21 protein-coding genes are annotated in these 17,677 nt (G+C 42.7%); 13 read left to right on the forward strand and 8 right to left on the reverse strand.

Going from position 1 to position 17,677, the window contains the following annotated elements; genetic code table 11:
• Positions 1-111: 111 nt before the first annotated feature.
• From MMA19_RS07485 to MMA19_RS26550, 10 genes are all read left to right on the forward strand, one after another.
• A complete protein-coding gene (locus tag MMA19_RS07485) occupies positions 112-390 on the forward strand; it encodes a hypothetical protein (protein WP_240205898.1) in 279 nt (92 codons plus the stop codon).
• Positions 387-788 (forward strand): hypothetical protein, encoded by a 402-nt coding sequence (locus tag MMA19_RS07490; protein WP_240205899.1) that lies wholly within the window; start codon positions 387-389, stop codon positions 786-788. Before MMA19_RS07485 ends, MMA19_RS07490 begins: the two co-directional genes overlap by 4 nt.
• Before the next feature lies 1 nt (position 789).
• Positions 790-1,278: a hypothetical protein gene (locus MMA19_RS07495; RefSeq protein ID WP_240205900.1), complete on the forward strand. Its 489-nt coding sequence runs from the start codon at positions 790-792 to the stop codon at positions 1,276-1,278.
• Positions 1,247-1,906 (forward strand): DUF87 domain-containing protein, encoded by a 660-nt coding sequence (locus MMA19_RS07500; protein WP_171391380.1) that lies wholly within the window; start codon positions 1,247-1,249, stop codon positions 1,904-1,906. The genes MMA19_RS07495 and MMA19_RS07500 overlap by 32 nt, the downstream gene beginning before the upstream one ends.
• Positions 1,907-2,305: 399 nt before the next feature.
• Positions 2,306-2,572: a hypothetical protein gene (locus MMA19_RS07505; RefSeq protein WP_240205901.1), complete on the forward strand. Its 267-nt coding sequence runs from the start codon at positions 2,306-2,308 to the stop codon at positions 2,570-2,572.
• Positions 2,569-3,435, forward strand: a complete 867-nt coding sequence (locus MMA19_RS07510) for a hypothetical protein (protein ID WP_240205902.1) — start codon at positions 2,569-2,571, stop codon at positions 3,433-3,435. Before MMA19_RS07505 ends, MMA19_RS07510 begins: the two co-directional genes overlap by 4 nt.
• A gap of 128 nt (positions 3,436-3,563) precedes the next feature.
• Entirely contained in the window at positions 3,564-3,761 is a 198-nt protein-coding gene (locus tag MMA19_RS07515) for a phage tail assembly chaperone (RefSeq protein WP_240206170.1), read from the forward strand.
• 17 nt (positions 3,762-3,778) lie between these two features.
• Entirely contained in the window at positions 3,779-4,207 is a 429-nt protein-coding gene (locus tag MMA19_RS07520) for a M15 family metallopeptidase (protein WP_240205903.1), read from the forward strand.
• A gap of 94 nt (positions 4,208-4,301) precedes the next feature.
• Positions 4,302-4,673: a hypothetical protein gene (locus MMA19_RS07525; protein ID WP_240205904.1), complete on the forward strand. Its 372-nt coding sequence runs from the start codon at positions 4,302-4,304 to the stop codon at positions 4,671-4,673.
• Positions 4,666-4,788 (forward strand): hypothetical protein, encoded by a 123-nt coding sequence (locus MMA19_RS26550; RefSeq protein WP_261359882.1) that lies wholly within the window; start codon positions 4,666-4,668, stop codon positions 4,786-4,788. The genes MMA19_RS07525 and MMA19_RS26550 overlap by 8 nt, the downstream gene beginning before the upstream one ends.
• A gap of 543 nt (positions 4,789-5,331) precedes the next feature.
• On the opposite strand, the gene MMA19_RS07530 is transcribed toward MMA19_RS26550, so the two are convergent.
• The gene (locus MMA19_RS07530) at positions 5,332-5,745 is read right to left on the reverse strand and encodes a DUF3653 domain-containing protein (RefSeq protein WP_240205905.1); all 414 of its coding nucleotides are present in this window, start codon (positions 5,743-5,745) and stop codon (positions 5,332-5,334) included.
• A 1,541-nt stretch (positions 5,746-7,286) separates the two neighbouring features.
• Here MMA19_RS07530 and MMA19_RS07535 point away from each other — a divergent pair.
• Positions 7,287-7,538: a hypothetical protein gene (locus MMA19_RS07535; protein WP_006075457.1), complete on the forward strand. Its 252-nt coding sequence runs from the start codon at positions 7,287-7,289 to the stop codon at positions 7,536-7,538.
• 98 nt (positions 7,539-7,636) lie between these two features.
• On the opposite strand, the gene MMA19_RS07540 is transcribed toward MMA19_RS07535, so the two are convergent.
• Both MMA19_RS07540 and matP read right to left on the reverse strand, forming a co-directional pair.
• On the reverse strand, positions 7,637-7,948 hold the full coding sequence (locus MMA19_RS07540) for a DUF3634 family protein (RefSeq protein WP_006075456.1): 312 nt from the start codon (positions 7,946-7,948) through the stop codon (positions 7,637-7,639).
• Positions 7,949-7,971: 23 nt separating this feature from the next.
• On the reverse strand, positions 7,972-8,421 hold the full coding sequence (gene matP / locus MMA19_RS07545) for a macrodomain Ter protein MatP (protein WP_124939722.1): 450 nt from the start codon (positions 8,419-8,421) through the stop codon (positions 7,972-7,974).
• Between the two features lie 171 nt (positions 8,422-8,592).
• Here matP and MMA19_RS07550 point away from each other — a divergent pair, with 171 nt between their 5' ends.
• Together MMA19_RS07550 and fabA are read left to right on the forward strand one after the other, a co-directional pair.
• Positions 8,593-10,230, forward strand: a complete 1,638-nt coding sequence (locus MMA19_RS07550; protein ID WP_240205906.1) for a Lon protease family protein — start codon at positions 8,593-8,595, stop codon at positions 10,228-10,230.
• Positions 10,231-10,301: 71 nt separating this feature from the next.
• Positions 10,302-10,820, forward strand: coding sequence for a bifunctional 3-hydroxydecanoyl-ACP dehydratase/trans-2-decenoyl-ACP isomerase (fabA, locus tag MMA19_RS07555; RefSeq protein ID WP_038230501.1), 519 nt, complete (start codon positions 10,302-10,304; stop codon positions 10,818-10,820).
• 134 nt (positions 10,821-10,954) lie between these two features.
• Here the strand turns inward: fabA and rmf are convergent, their stop codons facing one another.
• The 5 genes from rmf to rlmKL form a co-directional block, all read right to left on the reverse strand.
• Positions 10,955-11,128, reverse strand: a complete 174-nt coding sequence (gene rmf, locus MMA19_RS07560) for a ribosome modulation factor (protein ID WP_006075701.1) — start codon at positions 11,126-11,128, stop codon at positions 10,955-10,957.
• A 164-nt stretch (positions 11,129-11,292) separates the two neighbouring features.
• Positions 11,293-13,275: a DUF3466 family protein gene (locus tag MMA19_RS07565; RefSeq protein WP_240205907.1), complete on the reverse strand. Its 1,983-nt coding sequence runs from the start codon at positions 13,273-13,275 to the stop codon at positions 11,293-11,295.
• A 5-nt stretch (positions 13,276-13,280) separates the two neighbouring features.
• The gene (locus MMA19_RS07570) at positions 13,281-15,203 is read right to left on the reverse strand and encodes an ABC transporter ATP-binding protein (protein ID WP_240205908.1); all 1,923 of its coding nucleotides are present in this window, start codon (positions 15,201-15,203) and stop codon (positions 13,281-13,283) included.
• On the reverse strand, positions 15,181-15,432 hold the full coding sequence (locus MMA19_RS07575) for a glutaredoxin family protein (protein ID WP_081411582.1): 252 nt from the start codon (positions 15,430-15,432) through the stop codon (positions 15,181-15,183). Before MMA19_RS07575 ends, MMA19_RS07570 begins: the two co-directional genes overlap by 23 nt.
• A gap of 6 nt (positions 15,433-15,438) precedes the next feature.
• Positions 15,439-17,562: a bifunctional 23S rRNA (guanine(2069)-N(7))-methyltransferase RlmK/23S rRNA (guanine(2445)-N(2))-methyltransferase RlmL gene (gene rlmKL / locus MMA19_RS07580; RefSeq protein ID WP_240205909.1), complete on the reverse strand. Its 2,124-nt coding sequence runs from the start codon at positions 17,560-17,562 to the stop codon at positions 15,439-15,441.
• Between the last annotated feature and the right edge of the window lie 115 nt (positions 17,563-17,677).

Raw genomic sequence — 17,677 nt, forward strand, 5'->3', positions numbered from 1 at the left:
CAAAATAACGATGATTTATTTAAAAAAAATGAGAATTCTGTAGAATTAGATTAACGATAACTCCAATCTCGACTTTGTTTCTATAACACGCAGTTAAGGAATAAAGTTTTAATGAGCACCCTACTACACACGCAAAAAAAGCGTACCTTCACCAAAATTTCGGCTTTCTTTGAAGAGTTCATGGCAAAGCCGCCGATGGGAACCAAATCCTTTCTAAAGCCCTTAGAGCAAATCTTCGCGCTAATCCGTATCGATAAAGCCATCCTTGAGCAACATCAAAACGAACTGACCGAACTCAAGCAGCAACTGAGCGAGCTAAACGAGCGCGTCACCGCTAAAGAACAATCGTTCCTGGCACAAGTCGATGAGTTCGTGGAGGCCAACCAATGATAACGCCCGAAGATGATGTGTTGGGCTATGTCCATTGCCCTGAATGCAACTCACCCAAAGCTATCCGCCAAGGTGCGGGAAAGCGTCGTAATTTCCTCAAAGGTCGCTGTAAATGTGGCCCTGATAATCGCACCGGTGCGGATATCCAAAAGGCGATGAATGCCTTTCAGCCGCTTGAAGATATCGAAGCCCAAATCAATGCGCTTAACGACACGAGCGAAGACACACCAGAGATTGACAATCAAAGTGAATCTTTGGCTATCGATGCACAATCCCCAACCACAAACGACGATTCACAACCACCACAATCCGATTCACAACACCCTGCTTTAGCCGTGGCGATGGGCGCGGTATTTGGTTTTATTGGCGGCAAACTAATTACTTTAATGAGAGCGTAGAATGAGCAATACCAATCCAGTAGAAGAACAACTGTCCATCGAAGATACCGAGCTTGATATTCACGATGAAGCCCAAGTCAAAGCCATGCTCAGAGAGCTACAAGATGACGAGCTGACCGACGACGAACGCGAAGAACAAGAGCAAGCGAGAATCGAAGCCAGAGAAACCCGTAAGCAGATTGAAGCCGCGGTCAAAGCGCAAGCCATTGATGCAGTGAAATTTGGGGAATCGCTCATTCAAGAATTTGTTCATCCTGATTTGATGATTCCTGATGACAAAGCCGAACGTTTAGCGGTGTCTGCCCTGCCCTTATTAGCTAAATACGGTGGCAATCCACCGTCTTGGCTCACTCAATACAAAGAAGAAATTATGTTCGCTTTCGCTGTTGGTGGCGTTGGATTGTCATTGCATAGCCAATACAAAGGGATTAAAAAGCGTGAAGCAAAGGAGGCCGAAGATGCAGCCGATAAACGCGAACAACAAGCTTAGTAACGGCCATGTGTTTGCGGTGGGTATGTCAGGCTCTGGCAAGTCCTCCGCGGCTAAAAAGCTGTTCATAAAGCCTACCGACCAAGTGATCATCTTTGACCCTAAGCGCGAGTATGACGACGACATTCAAGGGCGTAAGGTTCGTGTTTACGCCAAACTCTCAGAGTTTGCGGCGGCGGTCATTGCGGGACGCCAAACCAAGCAAGGGTTTAAAATCGCGTACCGACCTATTGAGGAAACCACGCCCAAGCATTTTGATAACTTCTGCAAGATTGCATGGGGCGTTGGCAACGGTAAGCACAGCAAGCCCATTAAGGTGGTCTGTGAAGAAGTTGCCGAGCACAGTATTAGCGCGGGGAAAGCGACGGGCTTTCATGGTAAATTGCTGCGTTTAGGGCGGGCTTACAACATTCACACCATCAATCTGTTTCAACGTGGCCAAGAGGTATCAAAAACTATCATTGATAACTGTCAGTTCGCTTGCGTCATGATGCAAAAGACCAAAGCCAGCGCGGTCTATTTAGAACGAATGACGGGCATCGATGCCAATGCGATTGATGAATTAGACAAACTTGAATACCTGCTGCAAGACGGTAAGCACTATAAAAAGGGCAAAATCCGATGGTAATTGTGACTTGAATCAAATGTATTGTGAACCGATTCACAATCTCTATTAGGTATCGATTGTGAATACCCTGCTGTAGTAGAAGCCACTCAATAACGAGTGGTTTTTTTATTTACTACTAACGATGTGAATCAGGGGTAATCATGAATGCAATTCAAAAGAACTGGCCTATTTTGCTAGTCAGTGCGGCAATCTCTGCTGTGATTGTTTGGGCGTCAAACAACGTAGACGCTGTTGAAGACACTATCGGTTAAGGGGGCGTAATGACTACACCAACTAAGCTGAATTCCTTCACAGGGACAGGCAAGCCCCTGCGGGTATCACGTTAACGGGTGGCGGTGAGCTTTGGGCGTATAACAACAGCAACAACACCTTAAAACTGGCAATGATGGAGGTTCATCGATGAGCTACTTCATGCCCCGTCGAGTGGTCGGGTTCGACCCACTCACGGAACACCTACAAAACTTACAGCCTGAACAAGTGGACGCCTTGCACATGATGCAAGGTATCTACAGCAATCAGGTGGCGATTAGCGCGGCATTGATTTCATTACAGTGTCACGCTTTTGAATCAGATAATGACGTTTACGAACTGGCAGAGAGCGTGGCAGCGAATACGCTCCCTCGCCTACAAGCCATAAGCGAAGAGATGGAGAAACAAACGCTATGAGCGATACCAATTTTGCGGCAATCGGTCAGCTTGTGACCGAAGCCCGTCACTTACTCGATAGCATCAAAGGCGGGGCTATTCGTGTTATGGAAGACACCTTTGAAGCATTAAAGCAAACAATCACTTCAGAGCGTGCACAAGTCGTATCAAATATCGATACGTTAGGTCGGAAAAAGCTTCAATCAATAGATTCTGAACTTGCAACCATCCGCCAAAATATGGACATTCAAGCTCTCAATGGTGAAGGTCGCTACGTCACTGAAATTACGGTTAATGGCGATAAGGACACCTTCTACCCTGTGGCATTTCAAATGCCACGTAACGGGGAGACAGAAATTCAAATATTCAGACATTGGAGCTGGAACAATATTTACCAAGGCGTAGAGGCTAGCGATTTCAATGCTGAACGCTTAGCAAGTGCATTAATCGTTCTTCGTGGTGTTTCCAGTGAATGGTCTGATGATGGTGACTATTTAAGAACTCTGGTTAATCGACAGCGTTACCGTAAAACCGTCGCCAATATTGGTTATATGGCCTACTGCTCGGCTGTCAAATATGACGCTTCCGGGGCTGATACTCCCTCAAATCAGAATAAAGTTGGATTCCAAGCGGGAGAGTTTAGTGGATTTATGCTACGAGGGGGCAAACTCAAGTATCAGATTATCACCAATCAACCGATAGATTTCAGGTTACTTGCTGATGGTGACGTTATAGGTCATCACAAACACGAAACCACAAACGTAAGTTGGATTGCGCGAACTTTGCCGCTGTCAGAAGTAGTTAACGGCGACCCAGCAAACAATCATTCCGATGAATACATCAGTTATATAACGCCTAAAGCGTTATCTGGAGACCAACCATGATTAAGCAACTAATGATAAATGGTGAATTACTCATCAATATTCCTGCGGAAAAGCCTGTTCTTCTGTCTCTGGGAATGCCTGATGAGGAAGCGACTATTGCTCTAAATGAGCACGGCGTACAAAAAGAAATGGAAGCTATCCGAGCTTTTAGAGCGCCTTTATTACTTGAGGCGGATTATCTAGTAAACCTTGCACTTGATAATCATGTGGATGTCACAGCATTCCGCCAATATCGACAGCAGTTGCACGATATTCCTCAAACTTACCAAGCGCTAAAGGATGTGGTATGGCCTCAAAAACCATCATTGCCGCAAGTCTCTGCCTAATTGGAGGATTAATTCTTATGAATCGTAAAACGGTAGAACAAACCGTCTCTGGTTGGGTGCTCTCTGCACGTAGCGAAGCCCGTATGGTGGGTGTTCATGGCGATTTAAAAGCCGTGGTGAGACGCGCTCTTGAGTTATCCCCTTTTGATTTTGGTATCACATCGGGCAAACGCAGCGCGGAAGAGCAAAACGCCCTATTTAAGCAAGGCGCTAGCCAGCTTGATGGTTATGTTCGCAAGAGTCGCCACCAAAGCGGTCACGCGGTCGATTTTGTAGTTTACGACGAGAACAGCAAAGTGACATGGGGCTTTAGCTACTACGAACAAGTGAGCTGGGCGTTTAAAAAAGCGGCGCGCGAGTTAGGTGTGGCGATTGTTTGGGGCGGTGACTGGAAGTCTTTCAAAGATGGCCCTCATATCGAACTGAACAAGGCGGTTTACGCATGATAACCAAATCAGAAGTAAAACCAATTATCTTGACCATTGTGGGGACGGTTGCCGCCGCTTACGTGGTCAAGTTCTTAAAAGGGAGAAAGCTATTATGATTTCGTTGATTACGGCGTTGCTCGACAAGGGGATTGGGTACTTTCAGCGTAAGCAGGAAATCAAAGCCAAGATAGAGCGCATCAAAAAGGGAGATGAATCCGCCTCAAAGCTGGACGAGGTCAGTATTAAGCAGCGAGGCTGGAAAGATGAATACTTGCTGATTCTAACCACTATCCCTTTAAGCCTGTCCTTTGTCCCCGACTACGCCTCGGTGGTTCAGATGGGCTTTGATGCGTTGGCGAAGACACCAGAATATTACTGGTGCGCACTAGGCATGATTTATATCGATACGTTCGGTTTTCGTCGTATGGTGCGCGTTGCGTTTGAACATTGGTTACAGAAGCGTTTCGGGGGCGTGAATGGTTGAGCTATTACAAGAGTTAAACGGCATAAGCCTATCTCCTACTATGTTGCTATTTATCGCCATGTACTTGGGGCATGACAATCGCATTGTTAAGCTTGAAACCAAAGTATCGAAATAGATAGGTATAATCAGATAAAGGCGCAAAAGCAAAGTGCCTTTACTTTTATCATTTTTATACAGTACTACTATGCAAGTAGCGTTTATGAGACGCAAATCAATGAGAATCGTTATTTAAGGTTATAGAGACAAAGTAGAGTCACTTTTTCACTTCTTTGTATACTTTATCCACAAACATAAACTGTCTACAAAATGGACACTGAACCTTATAGTAACCTTTCTTGAATATAGATTTCTCAAATAGGGTTCGTTTAATCCTTCTAAAATTGCCTGTTGATTGACAATAAACACAAGTTGTTACTATAGGCATCGGCGTTGTCGTTCCCTGACGTGATTAATTGGCAGGTATTATAAGGGTTGATGTTTTCTATTTCAGGGGATTCTGACTAACTGATACAAATATAGATAAAACTGTACGAAAGACTGATTGAAAGTGCTTGGTCACATATCTAAATCAGCATTGTGTGAGTTTAACAAGACATTATTGGAACTGAAAAACTTGATTCTATTCAGGGGGTTAATAAGGATATCATATTAAAAGGCGCTACGTTACAGCGCCTTTTCTTTTACGTACTCTATGTCGCTTTATACGATTCTTTTTTTTCCGCCTAAACTGGACCACGTTGGACGTGTTCTTCAAACTCATTTTTATATCTAGTTCCATCAGGTCAAAAGCAGAGAGTTCTCGCCCACCAGGCGTGATCAAATTGTCCCCTCGTATTTTAAATTCTCGCCAAGGTTTAGAGACTGGTAGATAACCTCGATGTTTAATCAACATCAGTCTGACAACTGATAAAGGGTAATTCCCATTTTTCTGCCAGTTCTTAATCGTGTTCGGATGAACGCCGAAATACTCTGCCACTTCCTTATAACCATCAAAGTGCCATAAAAAGAGATCCTGAATCTGGTTTTTGTATAGGCCGAAGTTGTATAGCTCGTCTCTAATTGTCTTTTTCATGTGATCTAGTTCTCATTCTGATAAATGGGACTAAAATCATAATTTTTAGGGGTTTTATAAGACAGGTAATGCATATTGCTCATAACCTAAAGTTTCGAATTAGTCACAGTACTCGAATTCAGAACGCATTATTTCATCGCTATGATCCAAAGTTGATCTTCGCTTATTAAACATAAAGCCGCGATAATGCGCACTAAGGTATAGGATTAGGTAGGAATATGCTGAGACTTCTTCCCGTGGGAAACTTATGTATCTTGGCACTCACATCCTTTTGATTTATGGTTAGTTAACCCTTATACCGAAAATTAATTTAACTCGTCTAAATGTCTTGGCAGTTTCTATGTTGTGAGATGCCTGCTTCCACATCCATACGCATTATGCAGCGTTCAGCAAATGACGGTTCTTATAGCCGTAAATCTTGTAGAAAGTTTGGATGCTGTATGACTGCGCCACCTTGAATACCAAAAACGTTTAAATAGTAAAAAGCCCGTTATTTCTTTGTTTAAGCTGCTAGATCGCAATATCTATCTCACGAGAACCATTAAGTCGAGTTTCATTGTTAGTGCTCCTAGCCATTCGTGCCCCCTGATATAGGCGTTAATTAAACAACGTGCGTAGTTATCTGAGTCATTTTCGTTCTTTGGTGCAAAACACTAAATCATTTCATGAACGGCGTTGAGTTTTACATAAGTACTTTGATAGCTTCGAAGCATCTTAGCGCCTGTTGGAAAGCCTTATTTATTAAGCGAAAAGGTTTCGACGCGAGATAAACACCGCACCTTGCCGGTTGTTTCCCACACGAATGTTCAAGGGATTGTTATTGCGTGTTCTGCATACTAATCATTGTGGTATCAAAGGTTCGTGTTAGTATCAACCACAGAAAAATCATTACGCCAATACTGAGAAAATCGGTAATCTATTGATATGGAATTGGGAAAAGATAGAACCCAAACTAAAGTTTATCTTGTACTTACCAAGGAGGTATATATGAACTGGCTAGAACTGCTTATAGCATTCGTCTATCTACTAACAGCGATCGTTAACGCCATTTTTAACTAACTGAATACGGTCTCCTAGCGACTGCAACACAAAGAGGATCGAATCAAGTACAATATTTATACATTAATAGTCAATAGGTGCTTTACATTTAATTTAAATCATTAGTACTAGATATATACGATACCATTATTAATCTAGTTTATATTCACACCACGAAAATTGATAGAAATTAGTAATAGTAAAGGAAGATTGTAAATACACATTTATACTTCACACCACTTCCAGTTAACTGCTGCCCACAGGTTTACAAACAAAGGAAAGAACAAGTTATTGACTGTATCAATCTTGATATTAATAGCAATAATAAAAAACGAAAAAATAATATATAACACTACCATTATAAATAGAATATGATTATGAATTTAGATATTTATAAACTTTTATTGTGTTTTTCTAAGATATTCTCTTTACAAAATGAGTTAGATGTTTAATTCTAATTTCACCAACGAGAACAACAAGAATTATTAGAAAAGGAATATTCTATGTCTTTACCTATTGAGTGGTTTACAACTAGCTATACACGAATTCAAAAATGGGATATCGAAGGGTTGTCATTATTGGAGGCAGAAGCAGCTTTAGAAACCTATTTAACAGATAACAACCCTATCTCACTAGAGATGGCTGATTACATTGCCGAGAACTGGACTTGTCGCCGGATACAAATGCTGGATTCTGAATCAAGGCGTACCCTAATGAAAATCTGGGATGAACGAGAAATAGCGGCGCACGGATAGTTGTTTATCTTATCGAGTCAATTAATTTAGTTATAGTGCATTAGGTATATTAAAAAAGGCGCTTCTTACAGCGCCTACACTTCTAAACTAATTGGAACTCATCGAGATTTCTTTTTGCCTTTTGACTTGAATCCTTGATGTGGGAATACATTTCGAATACGTTGTTGGCATGCTTTCGCTACTGAGTTGCTAAATTTTAGTTTCATACCGGTACGGGTTTGGTAAACTTTTAAAACACCTGTCGCTTTATCACGCTCAACAATATCTTTAAGATTATGTCGAAAAGATGGAGGAATATGACCTTTAACGTTACCTAGTTCACCGTTATCAAATTTTACAGTTAAAACTGGACGGTCAACGGCAACAAGCCAAAAAACAACAAGTGCACCTATCAGAACAACGTATAACATCGCAACTACTCCCTATTCCCTGGCTAATCAGACAGTAACTTACTTAAGTCCTCTTTTAGGCTGCTCACTGTCTTGGTCGCTTTCTCACTGCGCGACGCTTCACTTAACAAGTATTCGATCGCTTCGGATAATGTACATCCGAGTTCGTTTGCTCGGTAAGACAGCTTTTCCCAAACTCGGTAGTCAAGATCGATAGACTTTTTCTTTGTATGAACTTGTTCTGCATTATAGTGACGCTTGCGCTTGGCACGAATTGCCTGCTTGAGTTTATTATCAAGCTCTGCAGACATATGCTCATCAATCCAATCAAGAACCAGAGTAGGCTCGTGTTCTAATGATTTAAAAGTCGCAACGGCCTGATCGATTTCACTGGTATCAATATAGCGAGTGATATTCTCCCCCTCGCGCCACTTTTTAGATAAATACTGCCACTTCCAACCACATTCTAGGTTTTCAAGCTGTTGGTATTTCATTGGTTTGCGTCCCTACTCTGTTTACAGTGACAGCGTAACCCAAGTCACGTAACAACTCAATAAAAGAACACAAAATCTGAGAATCTGCTCCCGATTAACCGTGCTCTATTACTAACGTTACTTCTGGTTTCGTTGTATACTCCATCCAAATTTTAAATAAGTAGCACCTTAATGAATCTAGTCCCTTGGCAAGACGTTTGTCCGCAGTACAACAACTATCAAACCACTATTGAACAAGCACCGAATATTGCACCAGCATCGCTGCTTGATTTGCAACCTCGTTTACAAGCCGCTCTTAAGTTTTTCACATCAAAAGCTTGTAAATCTAAAGTGTTAGTTGTTAAAGATGGTGACAACCTAAAGTACCGTGAACTAATAGCTGATTCACTCAAAGCATTAGGAAAACATGTTGTCGTGACAAAGGATACAAGCTCTGCGCTACTGTTTGATCATTACGCTAAGGTTGATAACCAACTTGAAGTTTCCGCTGGATTAATTTCACAAGCTAATAACGGATTTCTTGTGGCTTCAACTCAAGCGGCATTAAGTACGTTAAGCGCTTGGGGAAATATTAAGGCTTTGCTTTCAGGAGCGTCACTAAACAGTGTGGCTATTGATAAGCAGTCCACTGTTTTATCTCCGCCACAATTCCAATCAGATTTTAAATTGATCATTCTTGGTGACCGAGACCAACTCGCTGAATTTGATTATGCTGACAATGATTTCCGCTCTGGTTTTATGCAGTATACGGAACTGGAGAGTGACCTAAAGGTCTCCGACAAAACTATCTCGACGTACTTTGGTTTTGTAAATGGTCTACTAGAGAAGCTGCTTCCCGAATATAATCTAGATAGTTCAGCCTACCTGCGCCTTCTCCAAGCCGGAGCTCGTGAAACTGAAGATAAGCAGTATCTTCCTCTGTCCATCGATTGGCATTCGGCACTTCTTGGTGAAGCATCATCTTTTAGTCATGACAAAGTAATAACATCCGCTCATATTGAGGAAGCAATTTGTGCGAAACGAAGCAGAGAAGCGTATCTTCCTGAACGCGCAATTGACGATATTCTCGAGGGGCAAGTTGTTATTGAAACTCAGGGACAACAGGTTGGCCAGGTCAACGGATTAACTGTTATAGATATTCCCGGGCACCCAGTTTCCTACGGAGAACCCGCTCGAATTTCCTGCGTAGTGCACTTTGGTGATGGTGATGTCTCTGATGTCGAGCGAAAAGTTGATCTTGGCGGTAACATCCATGCGAAAGGCATGATGATTATGCAGGCGTTCGTTTCTTCCGAGTTGGACCTTGATGCCCCGCTCCCTTATTCTGCCTCTATTGTGTTTGAGCAATCTTATTGCGAGGTTGATGGTGACAGTGCGTCGCTAGCTGAGTTGTGTTCTCTCGTAAGTGCATTATCTGGCTATCCTATCGACCAACAAATTGCGGTCACAGGTGCTGTCGACCAATTTGGTCGCGTTCAAGCCGTCGGTGGCCTCAATGAGAAAGTCGAAGGTTTCTACAGCGTATGCAAACACCAAGGTTTTACTGGTAAACAAGGTGTTGTACTCCCAAAAACTAATCTTCAACACCTAGCTCTCAGTACTGAGGTAGTCGAAAGTATTAAGAAAGGTGAGTTCCATATTTGGTCAGCTACACACGTTGACGAAGTGGTTCCTCTCCTTCTTAATAAGCCTTTCAAGAGTGAAGACGAAGATAGCGTTATTGGAAAGATAGCCGAACGTATTGAAAATTTTGAAAAACTTGAACTGCCGGAAACTTTGTTAGAAAGGGTTAAAAACTGGTTTGTCTAGTCGTGGTCGGACTTGTCTAGCGTACACCTGTTCACTAAGATGCTCATACCAAAATTTGGAGTAATTTAATAATGCAAAACAGACGTGAATCTTATAGCCGTGAAGATCTTCTAGCCTCTAGCCGTGGTGAACTATTTGGCGAAGGCTACCCTCAGTTACCAGCACCAAACATGCTGATGATGGATCGTGTAACTAAAATGTCAGAAACCGAGGGTGACTTTGGTAAAGGTTTAATTGTTGCAGAATTAGATATCACCCCTGACCTATGGTTCTTTGATTGTCACTTTATTGGTGACCCAGTCATGCCAGGCTGTCTTGGTCTAGATGCAATGTGGCAGCTAGTTGGCTTCTACCTTGGTTGGATTGGTGGCGAAGGTAAAGGTCGTGCTCTTGGTGTAGGTGAACTAAAATTCACTGGTCAAATCCTTCCTACTGCGAAAAAAGTAACGTATGAGCTACACATGAAGCGCGTAGTAAATCGCAAGCTTGTTATGGGTATCGCTGACGGACGTGTCCTAGTAGATGGTAAAGAGATCTATGTTGCTAAAGACCTAAAAGTCGGCCTCTTTAAAGACACATCAACTTTCTAAATCGAAGTTTTCAATAAACGACTCCCCAGAGTCGTTTATTTTACTCATACATATTTAGTTATAGTGCATTAGAAGTAACAACCACAAAAAAGACCTCAAGTTGAGGCCTTAAAATACTTCAATTTTGCTCCCGACTACTTGAAGAGTCCTGAATGTTTGTCATCTCGGGCATCACGCCAACCGCCTAGCCAATAAGACTTAGCATCCATTTGTTGATAGGGACAGGTTTCCATCGATCGACCATTCAATCCAGCTTTATAACCCTGTGATTGAGCTCGCTCTAGACGATCACGTTTTTGTCTCTTCATAGTACGGTCCTCGTTATACAAAGCCAGTCTCCCAGCTTTCTACCATTAAAGATTTGTGGAGCTTTTGTGACTCCTCTTTAATAATTGCGCATTATTCCGCTGATCACAAGGCACAAAAAATCCCAGATTCAGAAGTGTGAACCTGGGATTTTTGTCACTTGTGACTATTTGTTACGGCGTAACCCTAAGAACCCTAGAAAAATCATCGCCATCCAACCGAGACTACCACCCTTACGCTCTACGGGAGCGGCTTCTAATGCACGAGTCTGGATGTCAGCAGATGTTGCATTTGCGATCGGGATCAACTTAACCGCTACTACTTTCTCACGTTTTTGACCATTGCCGCAATATGAGTTGTGGCCAGTTGTATCATAGCCGCCTTCACATTTTAGCGCTGTCGCTACGATAACACCGTCATCGTTAATATCAGCTGCATCGACGATTCGGAACTGGTTATTGTTAGTAGACTCACTACCACCATTCGTTAAGTCATCTAACAACCATGGTCGATTTTGGAAAATAGCACGTCTGTCTATCATGTCCTGATCACCAGAGTCAGCAACAGTATACGGATAGATAAAACCACGTTGACGACGTTTCTTACCAAAATACTCTGTAGACTGTTCGGCATCAACAGCACCAACGATTTCGTTAAAGTTGTTAATAGCTCCCGTCTCACCGCCAGCACCACGGAAGAAGATCCCACTATTACCGTTAAGTTCATCAAAGTACTGCGCAGAACCAACGTTACCGCTAGAGTCGATCGAGGCTAAGAACATTCGGTTAGGTGCAGCGCCATTTTCACGTTTATCTCCTCGACGTTTTGCTTCGCCGATTACAACAAGGTTTTTGTTGATATCAGTAGCTACTGAGTTGCTGTAAACGAAATCATCACCATCTTTCACTGTTGCTCGAGAAATAACTCGTGAAGTTACACTTCCAAGCTTATCAGCCGCGAAATCAGTATTTGGAGTGAATACGGTAGCTTGCATAAACAAGTTGCTTCCATCTTTCGTAGTATTTAGCCCTACAAAGACTGGTTTACCTGAATAAGCGGTAGCTGAAGAAACAGCGACTCCACGTATACTGCCTTGGCTTGCCTTTTTGTCGATATTGTTATCGCCAGTATTCTGCCAACCATAGAACGTATCAGGTTGGACTTCAGTGGCAGAACTTACGCCTGTGACATCCCAAATTGTAGCTTTAGTTGCAAACGCAAAATTTTGACAATCAGCATAAGCGGCAGGATCAGCTTTAATAGTACTGTTGTTAATACAGTTTGCTACGGAGCCACGATAGTTCTTATTAGAATCGTTGTAATCAAAAGGCGCTACAGCAGCACTACCAACAATATATTCATTGCTACCCAGCTTAAATGAGTCAAACGCCATTGTACGACCCATCTTCTGTGTAATATTTCCGTCTTGTTTAGGCAACAGAATGGACGGGGTTGCACCATCTCCCCAGAAACCTCGATGACGGTAGATCAGAGCACTATTAGAACCGTTGTTATAATAGCCACTACTCGTGTTACCGATTGCTACACCATTACTATCAACTCCATTAACTACTGCGTTACTTGAAGTTGGTGTATAGGTAAACCCACTCGGCGAATAGGCTGCTGATAGAGGTTGCTCCAGAGCGAATAAGCTACCATTTTTAAATACTTGTGCATTTGACTTATACGTCGCGGAATTCCATGCATCACGTTCACGACGTAAACCACCGTGATCACTAAAGCTGTACCATAATTTATCTGTCCACGCAGGGTCACAAGTTTGATAGCCTAATTCATTTCGGCAATAGTCTCTGTTGCGACCCCAGTCTGTATAATAAAAGCTTGAATCGTAATTGAATGGCACTTCTTGACGATATGAGTGACCTTCAGATCCCGCACGCGAATCACCATAGGTTACTATTGCATTAGAAGAGCAGTCCTCTCCAAAACAACCTTTATTGGTACCCGTCTGTTTGGACTTATCAATGGCAGAACCGTAGAACTCAGTGATATCAACACCATTGGAGAGGCCCGCTTCATAACCGCTAGCAGGCCCAATCTCAACAACCTTATACAACGCTGCCTGACTTGAAGTTGCAGCCATAACACCGGCTGCAATTAATGAAATTTTGAAATTAATACGACTCATGAAGACTAACTTTCCTGTTGCATTGCTTCGAGCTCTTCCCATCGCTCAAAGGCAATTTCCAGTTCCTGCTCTTTGGCAGACAAACTATCTAAAATTGGTTGTGTCTCAGTGACAGGTTTAGTGAAAAAATCAGGGTTATTCACGGTTTCCTGCAACTGTTCTAATTCTTGCTCTAGCTGCTCAAGTAACGCAGGTAGTGCCTCTAATTCCCTTTGCAGCTTATACGACAGCTTTTTAGGTTTAGAGTTCACAGCAGTTGCTTTCTTTTCTGGTTCAACTGCTTGCTTTTTAGTCTCTTTCACAGGTTCGTAAGCTTTTCTTGCTTCGATGACCTGCATTCGTTGTTGTTGGGCATCATGATAACCACCAACAAACTCTTCTATAACCCCTTCACCTTCAAAAATCCAGCTCGTAGTCACAGTATTATCAACAAATTGACGATCGTGACTCACTAAGAGCAGCGTGCCCTGATAGTTAGCAAGTAATTCCTCGAGTAACTCTAACGTTTCGATATCTAGATCGTTGGTTGGTTCGTCAAGCACCAATAAGTTGTTCGACTTAAGGAAGATACGCGCCAATAATAAGCGGTTTTTCTCGCCGCCAGATAATGCCTTAACCGGAGTTCTGGCACGTTTTGGGGCGAATAAAAAGTCTTGAAGATAGCTCAACGCGTGTCGTTCTCGACCGCCTACCATGACTTCTTGCTTACCGTCAGCAAGGTTATCAATCACCGTCTTCTCTGGGTCAAGAGCTTCACGATATTGATCGAAATAAGCCACTTCTAGCTTAGTACCACATTTCAACTTTCCAGATGTCGGCTGTAATTCGTCGAGGAGAAGCTTGATTAGAGTACTCTTGCCGCAACCATTAGGACCAATAAGCGCAATTCTGTCGCCACGCTGGATGTTAAAGGAAAAGTTCTTAACTATGGTTTTGCCTTCAATCTGATAATTGAGGTCATTAGCTTCGAAAACGATTTTTCCGCTACGAGCGCTATCATCCAATTTAAGATTCACTTTACCCTGAACTTCGCGACGACCTTGGCGTTCCTCACGCAGCTTTTTAAGCGCTCTTACTCGTCCTTCATTACGCGTTCTACGTGCTTTAATTCCTTGACGAATCCATACTTCTTCTTGCGCAAGCTTTTTATCAAATTCAGCATTTTGCATTTCTTCAACACGTAATGCTTCCTCTTTCTCAACCAAATAGGTTTCATAACTACCTGGATAAGAAACTAATTGACCACGGTCAAGGTCGACAATGCGAGTTGCCATCGAGCGAATAAAGGCGCGGTCGTGCGAGATAAAGATAATTGAACCACGAAAATCTTTTAGGAAAGTTTCCAGCCACTCGATTGTGGTTACATCTAGATGGTTGGTAGGCTCATCGAGTAGTAAAACATCAGGATCACAAACAAGAGCACGAGCTAACGCAGCTTTACGCTGCCATCCACCAGATAAGTCAGTTAACAGTGTGTTGCCATCTAACTTCAAAGCCCCAAGAATATTCTTAATGCGGTCTTCAAAGCGCCACGCCCCGGCAACTTCTAAGCTCTCTTGAGTTTTCGCCAATCGATTTATGTTTCGCTCAGACGGGTCTTGCGCGACCAAATCCAGTTGAGCATGATAAGTTTTTAATAACTCACCGACTTCTGCCAGTCCTTCGGCGACGTAATCAGCTACCGTACCGGCCTGATCACGCGGAGGATCCTGTTCAAGCCGTGATACCACGACATCTTGAGTGATCTGCAGTTTGCCATCGTCCATGACGATTTCTCCCGCAAGCACTTTCATTAATGTTGATTTGCCCGCACCATTGCGGCCAACCAAACACACACGTTCGTTTTCTTGAAGTGCGAAATCAGATTTGTCTAGCAGTGGATGATCACCAAATGCTAGTTGCCCATTATGAATGGTAAGTAATGCCATTAGCTGTTAACCATTGTTTCAGTTGAGAAAGGTCAAAAGGCCAGTTAATTTCAGATTGTTCGCTTTTTACAACTGGTATAGTGACGCCGTAACGAGAAAATAGCTCATCATCAAAAGCAATATCGATCACTTGTAACTGCTCAGTTAATCCAACCTGAGATATGAGCTCAAATGCCATCTCACAGAGATGGCATCCTTCAGTACTGTATAGAATAAGTTCCTTTTCCATAATCCTTTACTTTTGGTGAGTAATAACCCAACAATTATGAATATGTTTGTTACGAGCAAAATCAAGTGGCAGAGTTTTATCTGAAATGTTCTCGGCTTTAAGGCCAAGTTCTTCCAGCGCTTTCAAGTCCATCTTGAAGTGTCGTTTGTTGTTCGAAAATACTATCGTACCTTCTTCGCGCAGTAGTCGTTTCAAGTTCGTCATTAGCGTTACGTGGTCACGCTGAACATCAAATGATTGTTCCATTCGCTTAGAGTTCGAGAAAGTCGGTGGATCAATAAAGATAAGGTCGTAACTACCGTTGGCTTTTTCTAACCATTGTAAGCAGTCTGCTTGAATATATTGATGCTGACGGCCAACTTGGCCATTGAGTTTCATGTTCTCTTTCGCCCACTCTAAGTAGGTATTTGACATATCAACTGTTGTCGTTGATTTCGCGCTACCCAATGCTGCGTGAACAGTTGCAGATCCTGTATAAGCAAATAGGTTTAAAAAATCTTTGTTGCTCGCCATTTCACCAAGCTTACGGCGAGTGATTTTATGGTCAAGGAACAGGCCAGTGTCTAAGTAGTCGTAAAGATTAACGATTAGCTGAGCCCCGTATTCATTTACGTGAAGCTTTGATGACTTAGCCGCCAGTTTGTTGTACTGCGATGAACCTTTTTTCTTTTCACGTACTTTAAGAACCACGTTGTTGGTACCAACACCGGTTACCTTGATACTGGCACGAATAACATCCGTTAATCGACGCTTTGCTGTCTCTTCAGGAATGCTTTTGGGAGCTGCGTATTCTTGAATAACCAGATAGTCTTGATAAACGTCAACAGCAACATTGTAGTCAGGTAGATCAGCATCATATATGCGATAGCAATCTAAGCCTTCCTTTTTAGCCCACTTTCCAATCTTTCCAATGTTCTTCTTGAGACGGTTAGAAAAGTCCGGAGCTACAACTTGTGCGTCCTTATTGCCGACTAACTCGTCTTCGGAGCGTTGAGAAATTGAATAGTTTTTGTGGTGACACTGTAACGCACCATTGTTCAGTTTAAATTGTTTTTCTGCTCGCATACGTAAGCAACTTAACAAATCGTCTGAACTAGAGAAGATAGAGGCTTGGCAACCGCCAAATTGAGTTTTTAGTTGGTTGCCAAATTCGGTATAAAGTGCGATAAGCCCTGGTTCCGTGCCCAAGCGCTCGCCGTATGGAGGGTTACACACCACAACACCTTCTCCGAACTCGGCAGGTTTAGTCACTTGGCTCGCATCGCCAAGCTCAAAGTTAATCAACTCTTCAACGCCTGCACGTTTGGCATTTTCTTTAGCGGTTCTCAACACTTTAGGGTCGTTATCGAATCCCCAAAATCTGCTGTCAGTCTTTTTGACACCGCGTCGAGCTTGGACATTAGCTTCTGATTTTACCTCTGCCCATACCTCCGGTTCAAAATCTTCAAGTGCTTCAAAACACCATGTTTGACGCTTAACACCAGGAGCCATATTTGCAGCAAGCATGGCCGCTTCTATCAGCAGCGTACCAGAACCGCACATAGGATCGAGCATGTTTTGCCCTTCTTTCCAGCCGCTACGAGCAACAATGGCAGCGGCCAATGTTTCTCTTAAAGGCGCTCGGCCTGCTTCTGTTCTATAGCCACGTTGGTGTAAGCCTGAGCCAACCATATCTAAGCCAATAAGCGCTTTATCTCTATGTAGGCGCACATGAACACGCACATCCGCGCGGTCTTTACTGATATTTGGGCGAGGCAAATTCTTCTTATTGAAGCAATCTACTACGGCGTCTTTGACTTTCATCGCGCCATACTGGCTATTGCGAATCTCACGGTTGGTACCGTTAAAGTCTACGATAAATTTCTTTGAGCTATGGAAGTGATTAATCCAGTTAATGGAAGACGCAGCCAGATATAAGTCCATATCATCTTGGCAAGTAAACTCCGAAAGCACTTTAACAAAGCGAGAAGCATATCTGCTCCATAAACAAGCTCGATAAATCTGCTCATTTGACGCTTTAAACTTCACTCCCGCTTGTACAGGTTTTACTGAAGTTAAACCCAATTGCTCAAGCTCTTGAGCCAGTAGGTTTTCGAGTCCATTAGAAGTAACGGCAAGATATTGGTTCATAGTGTTCATCTGACTGTGAAAAATGGTGTTGATTATACCTGACAAACGGCCTTCTCACTAAACAAACCTACTCTAATCCCTTAGTTATTCGTTTGTTCGAACAAGCTTTAACCGA

This window comes from Vibrio sp. CyArs1 (genome assembly GCF_022432925.1).
In the GTDB taxonomy this organism is placed as follows: domain Bacteria; phylum Pseudomonadota; class Gammaproteobacteria; order Enterobacterales; family Vibrionaceae; genus Vibrio; species Vibrio mediterranei.